At 46.1% G+C, this 11596-nt stretch carries 10 protein-coding genes; 8 read left to right on the top strand and 2 right to left on the bottom strand.

The window, feature by feature from the left end; translation table 11 throughout:
- The first annotated feature begins 21 nt into the window (after window positions 1-21).
- The 8 genes from EX191_RS19020 (at window position 22) to fis (ending at window position 7959) form a co-directional block, all read left to right on the top strand.
- Complete coding sequence (locus EX191_RS19020; RefSeq protein WP_005382363.1) at window positions 22-651, top strand: 3'-5' exonuclease; 630 nt, start codon at window positions 22-24, stop codon at window positions 649-651.
- Between the two features lie 237 nt (window positions 652-888).
- Window positions 889-2841, top strand: coding sequence for an acetate--CoA ligase (acs, locus tag EX191_RS19015; protein ID WP_193448283.1), 1953 nt, complete (start codon window positions 889-891; stop codon window positions 2839-2841).
- A gap of 303 nt (window positions 2842-3144) precedes the next feature.
- The gene (gene aroQ, locus EX191_RS19010) at window positions 3145-3594 is read left to right on the top strand and encodes a type II 3-dehydroquinate dehydratase (protein WP_005397842.1); all 450 of its coding nucleotides are present in this window, start codon (window positions 3145-3147) and stop codon (window positions 3592-3594) included.
- Between the two features lie 61 nt (window positions 3595-3655).
- Entirely contained in the window at window positions 3656-4120 is a 465-nt protein-coding gene (gene accB, locus EX191_RS19005; RefSeq protein WP_193448282.1) for an acetyl-CoA carboxylase biotin carboxyl carrier protein, read from the top strand.
- Between the two features lie 14 nt (window positions 4121-4134).
- Window positions 4135-5478, top strand: a complete 1344-nt coding sequence (gene accC / locus EX191_RS19000) for an acetyl-CoA carboxylase biotin carboxylase subunit (protein ID WP_005397839.1) — start codon at window positions 4135-4137, stop codon at window positions 5476-5478.
- 165 nt (window positions 5479-5643) lie between these two features.
- Window positions 5644-6531, top strand: coding sequence for a 50S ribosomal protein L11 methyltransferase (gene prmA, locus EX191_RS18995; RefSeq protein WP_085344392.1), 888 nt, complete (start codon window positions 5644-5646; stop codon window positions 6529-6531).
- Window positions 6532-6670: 139 nt separating this feature from the next.
- Window positions 6671-7639 (top strand): tRNA dihydrouridine synthase DusB, encoded by a 969-nt coding sequence (gene dusB, locus EX191_RS18990; protein WP_193448281.1) that lies wholly within the window; start codon window positions 6671-6673, stop codon window positions 7637-7639.
- 23 nt (window positions 7640-7662) lie between these two features.
- A complete protein-coding gene (fis, locus tag EX191_RS18985) occupies window positions 7663-7959 on the top strand; it encodes a DNA-binding transcriptional regulator Fis (RefSeq protein WP_000462885.1) in 297 nt (98 codons plus the stop codon).
- A 74-nt stretch (window positions 7960-8033) separates the two neighbouring features.
- Here fis and EX191_RS18980 read toward each other — a convergent pair whose 3' ends face one another.
- Together EX191_RS18980 and EX191_RS18975 are read right to left on the bottom strand one after the other, a co-directional pair.
- Window positions 8034-9191, bottom strand: coding sequence for an MFS transporter (locus tag EX191_RS18980; protein ID WP_176320518.1), 1158 nt, complete (start codon window positions 9189-9191; stop codon window positions 8034-8036).
- Window positions 9188-10759, bottom strand: coding sequence for an ABC-F family ATP-binding cassette domain-containing protein (locus EX191_RS18975; protein WP_193448280.1), 1572 nt, complete (start codon window positions 10757-10759; stop codon window positions 9188-9190). Before EX191_RS18975 ends, EX191_RS18980 begins: the two co-directional genes overlap by 4 nt.
- Between the last annotated feature and the right edge of the window lie 837 nt (window positions 10760-11596).

Here is an 11596-nt window from a genome sequence, read left to right as displayed (position 1 = left end):
AATCATACAGAGGCGTAGGCAATGAACTGGTTACAACGCAAATACTGGCACTACAAACTGAAAGGCTCTCCTTATCAGTCGCTTTTTTGCACGCCCGATAAAACAGAATACGTTTCTCTCGACTGCGAAACCACCAGCCTTGATCCAAATCGCGCCGAGTTGGTGACCATTGCGGCCACGAAGATCATCGACAACCGCATCATCACTAGCCAGCCATTTGAAGTCCGCTTACGCGCGCCGCAATCGCTCGATTCTGGCTCAGTCAAAATTCATCGAATTCGCCACCAAGACTTAGTCGACGGGATTAGCGAAAAAGAGGCGCTGCTCGAGCTACTCGACTTTATCGGCAACCGACCACTTGTCGGCTATCACATTCGTTACGATAAAAAGATCTTAGATCTTGCTTGTCTGAGGCAACTTGGCTTTCCACTTCCTAACCCGCTCATCGAGGTAAGTCAGATTTATCACGACAAGCTGGAAAGACATTTGCCGAATGCCTATTTCGACTTAAGTCTTGATGCCATTTGTAAGCACCTCGAACTTCCTATCCAAGATAAACACGACGCTTTACAAGATGCGATTTCTGCCGCTTTGGTCTTTGTTCGCTTAACGAAAGGCGATTTGCCCAACCTAACCGCGCCGTATACATAAAAATCAGTTGACCTAGCTCCCAGAAATACTTTTGTTTCAGCGATTTCACGGCGCTTCCTTCACTCTCATCCTAAAGTCTAATTGTGGAAATACGCGCAGTGACTGACAGTTATAAGCACAACGTCGTCATTACCACGACCAAGTTATTTAGAACCAAAAAACAGCCCTACAAAAACATATTCAAAATCTTATCTAGATTGGTGTAAGGCCGAGAAATAAGGCACAAGGAGAGAAGCCATGAGCGAAGCCCACGTTTATCCGGTAAAAGAAAATATTAAAACTCATACACACGCGGATAATGATACTTACTTAGCCATGTATCAGCAGTCGGTAACCGATCCAGAGGGCTTCTGGAACGAACACGGCAAAATCGTTGATTGGATCAAACCTTTCACCAAAGTAAAAAGCACCTCTTTCGATACTGGTCATGTCGACATTCGTTGGTTTGAAGACGGCACGCTGAACGTCTCGGCGAACTGTATTGACCGTCATCTCGCAGAACACGGGGATGACGTCGCAATCATCTGGGAAGGCGATGATCCAGCCGACGACAAAACACTCACTTTCAACGAACTGCACAAAGAAGTATGTAAGTTCTCCAACGCATTGAAAGAGCAAGGCGTACGTAAAGGCGACGTGGTGTGTTTATACATGCCAATGGTGCCAGAAGCCGCAGTGGCTATGCTCGCTTGTACCCGCATCGGTGCGGTTCATACTGTTGTATTTGGCGGTTTCTCACCAGAAGCACTCTCTGGCCGTATCATCGACTCTGACGCTAAAGTCGTGATCACCGCTGATGAAGGCGTGCGCGGCGGGCGTGCCGTTCCACTGAAAAAGAACGTGGACGAAGCACTAACTAACCCAGACGTAAAAACCATCAATAAAGTGTTGGTGCTTAAACGTACAGGTGGTGATGTCGAATGGCATGAACACCGTGATGTTTGGTGGCACGAAGCAACAGCTAACGTTTCTGACGTTTGCCCACCAGAAGAGATGAAAGCCGAAGATCCGCTCTTCATCCTTTACACTTCAGGTTCAACAGGCAAACCTAAAGGTGTACTACACACGACTGGTGGTTACCTCGTCTACGCGGCGATGACCTTCAAATATGTGTTCGATTACCAACCAGGCGAAACCTTCTGGTGTACCGCGGACGTGGGTTGGATTACCGGTCACACTTACCTAGTCTACGGTCCACTTGCAAATGGGGCGAAGACCATCTTATTCGAAGGTGTACCAAACTACCCAAGCACAAGCCGTATGAGCGAAGTGGTTGATAAACACCAAGTCAACATTCTATACACCGCCCCAACCGCGATTCGTGCGCTAATGGCAAAAGGTGATGAAGCGGTTGCAGGCACATCTCGTTCAAGCCTGCGCATCATGGGCTCAGTGGGCGAACCAATCAACCCAGAGGCGTGGGAGTGGTACTACAAAACGATTGGTAACGAGAACTCACCTATCGTCGATACTTGGTGGCAAACGGAAACTGGCGGCATCTTGATTGCACCACTACCGGGGGCAACCGATCTAAAACCAGGCTCTGCGACTCGCCCATTCTTCGGCGTCCAGCCTGCTCTTGTCGATAACATGGGCAATATTCTTGAAGATACTGTTGCTGAAGGTAACTTGGTTATCCTTGATTCTTGGCCAGGCCAGATGCGCACGGTTTACGGCGACCATGAGCGCTTTGAACAGACCTACTTCTCAACCTTTAAGGGTATGTACTTCACCAGTGATGGTGCGCGTCGTGACGAAGACGGCTACTACTGGATCACTGGCCGTGTTGATGACGTACTAAACGTGTCGGGTCACCGTATGGGTACCGCTGAAATTGAATCAGCGCTAGTGGCGCACCACAAGATTGCAGAAGCGGCGATTGTTGGTATTCCACATGACATCAAGGGCCAAGCTATCTACGCTTACATTACATTGAACGATGGTGAATTCCCGTCAGCAGAGCTGCACAAAGAAGTTAAAGATTGGGTGCGTAAAGAGATTGGTCCAATCGCGACACCAGATGTACTGCACTGGACGGATTCCTTACCGAAGACTCGCTCTGGTAAGATCATGCGTCGAATCCTGCGTAAGATTGCAACGGGCGATACAAGCAACCTCGGAGACACATCAACGCTTGCCGATCCGAGCGTGGTAGACAAACTTATCGCAGAGAAAGCAGAATTGGCATAAATTCAACCAACTGTTTTAAAAGCACTTTAAAAACCGCCATCACTCATGGCGGTTTTTTGCTTTTGCGCACAAATTAGCCACACAAAGAACATGGCAATTATGTTGTTTTTGTTAACTTGGTTACAGAAACGAAGGTGGCTATTAGGAGATTAGACCAGTAAATTGCTGCTAATTGCTATGAATTAGCTATAATCTTGGTCGATTTTTTAAAATTTGCTCGGTTTTAACAAAAAAATCGTGCTGAACTATCGTATATTTGGGAATATAAACGTTCCACTCACGATAAGGGAAGATAGCAACATAATGTCTGCAAAGTCACGGATTCTTGTTCTAAACGGACCAAATCTTAACCTATTGGGTCTGCGCGAACCGACACACTATGGTCACAGCACCTTAGCACAAGTTGTGGATGCTCTTACGAAGCAAGCTCATAACGCTGGGGTGGAACTGGAACACCTACAATCAAATCGTGAGTACGAACTGATTGAAGCCATTCATGCTGCTTATGGCAAGATTGACTTCATCATCATCAATCCAGCGGCTTTCACTCATACCAGTGTGGCACTGCGAGATGCATTACTTGGCGTCGCCATCCCATTTATTGAGGTGCACTTATCAAATGTGCACGCACGTGAACCATTTCGTCATCACTCTTATCTGTCAGATAAAGCAGAAGGCGTGATTTGCGGTTTAGGCGCACAAGGTTATGAATTCGCTCTGTCTGCCGCGATTAATAAGCTACAGGCAAAGTAACCCTAACACTCTGCAACCCCACGAGGGTTGTCTTAATCACAAGATAAAAGAGAAAGAAAAGATGGATATTCGTAAAATCAAGAAGCTAATTGAGTTAGTTGAAGAGTCTGGCATTGCTGAGCTAGAGATTTCTGAAGGTGAAGAGTCAGTACGCATCAGTCGTCACGGCACTGCAGCCCCTCAAGCACCAGTTCACTACGCAGCAGCTCCAGTAGCGGCACCTGCTCCAACAGCAGCGGCACCAGTAGCAGAAGCGCCAGCAGCAGAAGCTCCAGCAGCTGCAACGCCTGCAGGTCACCAAGTTCTTTCTCCAATGGTTGGTACTTTCTACCGTTCTCCAAGCCCAGACTCTAAAGCATTCGTAGAAGTGGGTCAGAAAGTAAATGCTGGCGATACGCTATGTATTGTTGAAGCAATGAAAATGATGAACCAAATCGAAGCGGACAAATCTGGCGTTGTTACAGCGATCCTAGCTGAAGACGGCCAACCAGTTGAATTCGACCAACCTCTTGTTGTAATCGAATAAGCGGGGCTTGCCTTATGCTAGACAAAGTAGTCATCGCGAACCGAGGTGAAATTGCACTTCGTATTCTTCGCGCTTGTAAAGAGTTAGGTATTAAGACCGTCGCTGTTCACTCGACAGCTGACCGCGATCTTAAGCACGTACTACTCGCAGACGAAACCGTATGTATCGGCCCTGCTCGTGGTATCGACAGCTACCTAAATATCCCACGAATTATTTCTGCAGCAGAAGTAACAGGAGCAGTTGCCATTCACCCTGGTTACGGCTTCTTGTCAGAAAACGCAGACTTCGCTGAGCAAGTTGAGCGCAGTGGTTTCATCTTCGTTGGTCCAAAAGCAGACACTATCCGCCTGATGGGTGACAAAGTGTCGGCGATCAACGCAATGAAGAAAGCTGGCGTTCCTTGTGTGCCTGGTTCTGACGGTCCTCTGGACAACGACGAAGAGAAAAACAAGGCGTTTGCTAAACGCATTGGTTATCCAGTCATCATCAAAGCGTCTGGTGGCGGCGGTGGCCGTGGTATGCGTGTCGTTCGCGCAGAAAAAGACCTAATCCAAGCGATTGCAATGACGCGCGCTGAAGCAAAAGCAGCGTTCAACAACGATATGGTTTACATGGAGAAATTCCTAGAAAACCCTCGTCACGTTGAAGTACAAGTTATCGCTGACGGTCAAGGCGGCGCAATCCACCTTGGTGAGCGTGATTGTTCAATGCAACGTCGTCACCAAAAAGTAGTGGAAGAAGCTCCAGCACCAGGTATCACTGAAGAGATGCGTAAGTACATCGGTGAACGTTGTACTCGTGCATGTATCGAAATTGGCTACCGCGGCGCAGGTACGTTCGAATTCCTATACGAGAACGGTGAATTCTACTTCATCGAAATGAACACTCGTATTCAGGTAGAACACCCAGTAACAGAAATGGTTACCGGCATCGACCTAATCAAAGAACAGCTTCGCGTTGCGGCGGGTCAACCTCTGTCATTCACTCAAGATGACATTAAGATCCGTGGCCATGCGATTGAGTGCCGTATCAACGCAGAAGACCCAGAACGCTTCCTACCATCTCCAGGTAAGATAGAGCGTTTCCACGCGCCTGGTGGCATGGGTGTGCGTTGGGAATCACACATCTACTCTGGTTACACAGTACCGCCTCATTACGATTCAATGATTGGTAAGCTAATCACGTACGGTGAAAACCGTGATGTGGCGATTGCACGCATGAAGAATGCTCTGGGTGAGATGATCATCGAAGGCATCAAAACCAACGTGCCACTGCAATTCTCCATTATGAATGACGAAAACTTCCAGCATGGTGGTGCAAACATCCACTACCTAGAGAAGAAGCTCGGCTTACAATAAGCCTTAGCTAACGTCTTACAAAATGCCCACACCCGTGGGCATTTTTGTTTTGTATGGACTCTAAGCATTCAACAAATACGTAGGCTTATTTGGGTATATACTCAAACAAATCGTAGAGTTCTGGTAAACTCTGCGCCACTTCATTCACTTTAAGAGCAAAAACCAATGCCTTGGATTCAAATCAAACTCAACGCGACCAACGAAAACGCTGAGCAAATCGGCGATATGCTAATGGAAGAGACTGGCGCGCTGTCTGTTACATTCTTAGACGCGCAGGATACACCTGTATTCGAACCTCTACCTGGCGAAACTCGCTTATGGGGCGATACTGACATTCTGGCACTGTACGATGCAGAAGCAGACACCAACTTCATCATCGACCAAATTAAAGCGAGCAATATGCTGGCTGACAATTTTGCTTACAAAGTAGAACAGCTTGAAGATAAAGACTGGGAACGCGAATGGATGGAAAACTTCCACCCAATGAAATTTGGTGAACGCCTATGGATTTGTCCAAGCTGGCGCGACATTCCAGATCCTGACGCTGTTAATGTTATGTTGGATCCTGGCCTTGCATTCGGTACGGGTACTCACCCTACAACAGCACTTTGTCTTGAGTGGCTAGAAAGCATGGACTTAAGCGGTAAGACCGTTATCGACTTCGGTTGTGGCTCTGGCATTCTGGCGATCGCGGCGATCAAACTGGGCGCTGAAAAAGTGATAGGGATCGACATTGATCCTCAAGCACTGCTTGCTTCGAAAGACAACGCAGAGCGTAACGGCGTTGCCGACAAACTAGAAGTTTACCTTCCTCAAAACCAACCAGAAGGTCTGATTGCAGACGTGGTTGTTGCTAACATTCTTGCTGGCCCACTGCGTGAACTTGCACCAATCATTAAAGGCCTAGTTAAACCAAATGGCAACCTCGCTATGTCCGGCGTATTAGACACCCAAGCCGAAGATGTTGCGAATTATTACCGTGACGAGCTTCACATTGACCCGATTGTTGAGCAAAGCGAATGGTGTCGCATCTCTGGTCGTAAGCAAGGCTAGACAAGGATTTAAAGGCTAATTGTTTGAAATTCATACAATTTACAAAAACAATTTGTAAATGCTCAAATATTAGTCTTTTCACGCAGTAAAAAAATGCGTAAAATGCGCGCCCTTGCTAGTACAGAACTGTGATGACGTTTTGAAAATCGGAAACTATCAACTTAAGAACAATCTAATCGTAGCCCCAATGGCTGGTGTAACGGATAGACCGTTCCGCGAGTTGTGTCTTCGTTATGGTGCGGGAATGGCGGTCAGTGAAATGATGTCTGCTAACCCAAAACTATGGAAAACGTCGAAGTCGAAACAGCGCATGGTACATGAAGGCGAATCGGGCATTCGCTCTGTACAGATTGCCGGTTCCGATCCTCAGCTTATGGCGGATGCAGCTCAATTCAGTGTTGAAAACGGTGCGCAAATCATCGATATCAACATGGGCTGCCCAGCAAAGAAAGTGAATAAAAAGCTGGCGGGCTCTGCACTGCTTCAATACCCGAACATTATCGAAGAGATTTTGAAAGCGGTAGTGAATGCGGTTGACGTTCCTGTAACGTTAAAGACCCGGACAGGCTGGGATACAGAAAATAAAAACTGTCTCCAAATCGCTAAATTAGCCGAAGACTGCGGCATACAAGCTCTTGCACTGCACGGTAGAACGAAAGCATGTATGTACAAAGGTGAGGCCGAATACGACAGCATTAAAGCGGTAAAAGAGGCGATTTCAATTCCGGTTATCGCGAACGGTGATATCGATAGTCCGGAGAAAGCCAAATTTGTACTGGAGTACACCGGTGCGGACGCTTTAATGATTGGACGCCCTGCCCAGGGTCGTCCTTGGATTTTCCAGGAAATCCATCACTTTTTGGAAAACGGCACCACAATGGATGAGCTTCCAGCACAGGAAGTGAAAACCATTATGCTTGGTCATGTGAATGCTCTGCATGAATTCTATGGAGAGTACCTTGGACCGCGTATCGCGCGTAAGCACGTAGGTTGGTATCTGAAAGAGCATGAGCAGGCGAGTGAGTTTCGCCGTACCTTCAACGCTATCGAGGCAGCTCCGCTGCAAATTGAGGCGTTAGAAGGTTATTTTGATAACGTTGCATCATAATTAAGAGAAGAGCTAGACCGAATATGTTCGAACAAAATCTGACTTCAGAAGCATTAACAGTAACTACAGTAACGTCACAAGACCAGATTACTCAGAAGCCTTTACGTGACTCTGTTAAAGCGTCTCTTAAAAACTACCTTGCTCAGCTAAATGGGCAAGAAGTAACAGAACTATATGAATTAGTTCTAGCTGAAGTTGAACAGCCACTATTAGATACCATCATGCAGTACACTCGCGGTAACCAGACTCGCGCAGCGACTATGATGGGTATCAACCGCGGTACTCTTCGCAAGAAACTAAAAAAATACGGCATGAACTAAGACCGGCTTTCAAAAAGTATTTGGAACAAGCCGTTACCTTTTTAGGTAACGGCTTTTCTTTATCTACTAAAACACTACGAATAACGCTCACTTTGTTCAGCATTACCAACTGGCTTTAAGATAACCACTGCTGAGCCAAACAATAACAAAGCCACGACAGCGACCCATTCACTACCTACAGAATAAGCAAAGCCTGCCAAGGCAGACCAAATCGCGACACCAAAGTGCATCATACTCATTCCAGAAGACATCAGCACACCTCGATGTTCATCAGATAAGCTTGCTATATGTGCTTGTAACGCCGGAGAGCCTACCCCTCCAGCAAGAGACCAGAGCACTAGAGCTGGAAGATAAGCGGTCACCGTACTCATCTCATTTGAGAACACCCATGCACTGCAAGGTATGCACACCATTAAAGCCACTCGCATAACGGCTCGAGAGCTACCAAGCCAACGGCAAGCTCTCCCCACGCACATATTTCCAACCACACTCACGATCCCTAGAGCAGCATAAATAGCGCCCACCCAACCGAGCGCCAACTCGCTGGTATCTCGAATATGAAGGCCTATCAGGTTAAATACACCAATACCTCCCCCTAGGCCTAAACACATCGCTAGAATAGCCCTCAACGCGCCTGGAAGATGAATGACGTCTGTGATAGGTGGCAGAGTATCTGACTTCTTGGACTCATTATGCTTGTTGTTCATGAACACTACGCTCATGGCACCGACAAGAAGAGCCGCAACGCCCAAAATAATAAAAGCGGCACGCCATGATAAAAGCTGGGTCAGCAATGCTCCGATCGCTGGGCTGGTTATCATACCCAGCGTTAATCCCGCCTGAACCATCACAATTTGACGCATCGCTCTATTACCCTTCGCGTCTCCCGCCAACGCAAATGCAATTGGCAACATGCCTGCACTTGCAATACCTGTGATCACTCGACTTGCAATCGCAAGTTCAAAATCATGAACTATGCCCGTCGTAATAGACGCAACCCCAAATACGAAGCAAGCAGGCAACATGATACGAATACGCCCAACCCGGTCTGATAAACGTCCCAGGTAAGGAGCGCAAATTGCTATAGCTAAACTATATGCCGTAATAAATAACGTAACCTGACTCGGTTGAACACTTAAATCATTTCCGATAGGTTCAAGAATAGATCCAAGCATCAACTCATCAGCACCAACAAGAAAAGCAACAAGAAATAGGATCATGGACTGCATCATAGCTCCACCTCCTGTTCTGTTTCCGATTCAGCATAAGTGAGCAACGAAATATCTAAAACTCTATCAGGCCAAGATTGTAAAAACGCCTTCTCATGAGATACCACAATCACACTACCAGAAAAGCGCTGGAGAGCCTCTTTAAGCGCATTTTTACTGCTGCTATCCAAATGTGTCGTTGGCTCGTCCAACAGCAAAACATTGCATTTCTGGACTGATAAACAACAAAGTTTCACGCGAGTTTGCTCACCTCCACTTAATGTATCTAGGTGGCGCTGCGTCTTATCTCCGGTGACCCCAAAGCGAGCTAATATCTTGCGTGATTCTTTGCTTGATATCGTTGGATCACAAGAGCATAGCTCCTGCTCAGGCGTGTGCTGAGGGTGACGCCAAGACAAATCTTGAGAAAAATACCCAATCATTGCACCTTTTGCCAATACCACCTCACCAGAGAGCGGCTCGATCTCCCCCATAAGGGTTTTAAGCAAAGTCGACTTACCTACGCCGTTAAAACCAGAAACGACCAACTTCTCCCCGCGCGCTAACGTGATATCAAGCGCAGGAAGCAGAGGCTGCTGATAACCTATCTTCAACGCTTTTGCGTCAATCACATACTGTTGCCCAATAGGCTGGTGAGCAAAGTCAAACATCGATACTTTCTCTATATGATTCAGTTGAATACGTTCGATTTTATCCAGTTTTTTCTTGCGTCCCTTAGCAAGACTCGCGTTAACTCCAGCGCCATTTTTGGCAATAAATTGCTCTAACTTTCGAATTTCATTTTGCTGAGCCTTATATTGCTTTTCTAACAAAGCACCGTCGTGATGCTTTTGCTGCATTGCTTTGACATAAGTGCCGCTGTATTTTCGGACCGTTTGATAATCAATATCACAAATACTGGTCGCTACTTGATTAAGGAAGTCAATATCATGAGAAACCAGTAAAACAGTGCCAGTGTAATCGTTGAGAAACGTGACCAACCATTCAATGTGCAGAGCATCAAGATAGTTTGTCGGCTCGTCGAGAATTAACACATCGGGGTTGCGGAGTAACAACCTCCCTAAAAGGACCTTGTGTCTTTGACCCCCACTTAGCGAGACAAGCGGTGTATCTAAGCCAAATTGATAAATGCCAAGACCTACAGCAACTTGTTCAATTTTGGTATCAATTGCATAGAAGTCTTCATCTTCTAAATATGCCTGTAGTCGGGCGACTTGGCTTAAAAGAGATGTAGAGTGAGACTCGGTCATCGCCTGATACAAAGTCCAAAGCTTCTGCTCGGCAGCGTATAAGTTCTCAAAAGCACTCTTTAAGCATTCATAAACCGTCAGCGCATTATCCATCTTAAAATGTTGCTCTAAATACCCCACCTCAAGGTTTGGTAACCAGTCAATGCAGCCCTTATCTGCAGATAATTCACCGATAAGCAGTTTTAATAAGGTGCTTTTTCCAACGCCATTCGCTCCGGTGATACCTATTTTCTCTCCCACGTTAATTCGAAATGTCGCGTTATTATATAAACTCTTATCAGCGAGCTGATAAGACAAATTTTTAACTTGTAAAATACTCATGTTTTTAACCAAATAAAAAGGGCCGGTGATCAATACCGGCCCTTATTTCAATACTGGATAATGCTTTGTAGCTGCTTAACAGATACAAAAAGGCCGATGATGAAATATCACCGGCCATCTCTTCTCTTTTATCAGGTGTACAGACGCCTGCGTATAACTTCAGCGAAGTTACTCACGCATAAAACACCTGATGAAGATTAATTTAAGACTCCGAGCAACACTTCATCGCGTTTTTTGCACGGAGTTCAGCCTTCTTACAAAGCTTTTAAACAAGAGATATAACATGGTTTACTGTCGAAAAAACATTCGATGTGAAGCGTACACCTTTAGAATAAAAAGTGCCAGATAATTATTAAAACTATCGTGACTTACACGAAGGTCCACTGAAAGAAGACCTTTCCTCAGTCAATGTGCCAGGTGAACGACTTACTTAGCAAACACAGCTATGAGAGCACCTATACCGCTCACGTTATACGAACGTAGTGGTGGCTTTGTAGGTTGGAGAGGGTTAGAGGGAAGAAGTAGCGAATATCCTTTAAGGCAGGCACTGGCTTAAATAGATCTGCAAACAAAATCCATGTTCGGAAAGTTTTAAATGCGCTGAGTTTATTTTAATGAGCGCCTGTGGCTAAATCAAAACATCTAAAGCAGAGAAATCTTCCCCGAAAATAACATAACCTAGTGAATAAACTTTCCAGGTAATAATAAAGGAAGCTTTGGTAAGTAAGCACAAGGGCTCAAAACTAGCGCTCGAGACTGGGATCCTGTTCAGCAGAAACCACACAGAACTGCGCAACACCTCACTCATGACAGGGCTTAGAAAGCATAGCGAGAGAG

The organism is Vibrio chemaguriensis, assembly GCF_012275705.1.
Lineage (GTDB): Bacteria > Pseudomonadota > Gammaproteobacteria > Enterobacterales > Vibrionaceae > Vibrio > Vibrio diabolicus.
Note: the sequence above shows the minus strand (reverse complement) of the source record. Positions and strands in the feature narration are given on the sequence as shown.

Coding starts and splice junctions, on each gene's coding strand:
- EX191_RS18980 (WP_176320518.1), bottom strand. CDS start 9,191: ATGATGCAGTCCATGATCCTATTTCTTGTTGCTTTTCTTGTTGGTGCT.
- aroQ (WP_005397842.1), top strand. CDS start 3,145: ATGTCTGCAAAGTCACGGATTCTTGTTCTAAACGGACCAAATCTTAAC.
- accC (WP_005397839.1), top strand. CDS start 4,135: ATGCTAGACAAAGTAGTCATCGCGAACCGAGGTGAAATTGCACTTCGT.
- accB (WP_193448282.1), top strand. CDS start 3,656: ATGGATATTCGTAAAATCAAGAAGCTAATTGAGTTAGTTGAAGAGTCT.
- EX191_RS19020 (WP_005382363.1), top strand. CDS start 22: ATGAACTGGTTACAACGCAAATACTGGCACTACAAACTGAAAGGCTCT.
- fis (WP_000462885.1), top strand. CDS start 7,663: ATGTTCGAACAAAATCTGACTTCAGAAGCATTAACAGTAACTACAGTA.
- prmA (WP_085344392.1), top strand. CDS start 5,644: ATGCCTTGGATTCAAATCAAACTCAACGCGACCAACGAAAACGCTGAG.
- acs (WP_193448283.1), top strand. CDS start 889: ATGAGCGAAGCCCACGTTTATCCGGTAAAAGAAAATATTAAAACTCAT.
- EX191_RS18975 (WP_193448280.1), bottom strand. CDS start 10,759: ATGAGTATTTTACAAGTTAAAAATTTGTCTTATCAGCTCGCTGATAAG.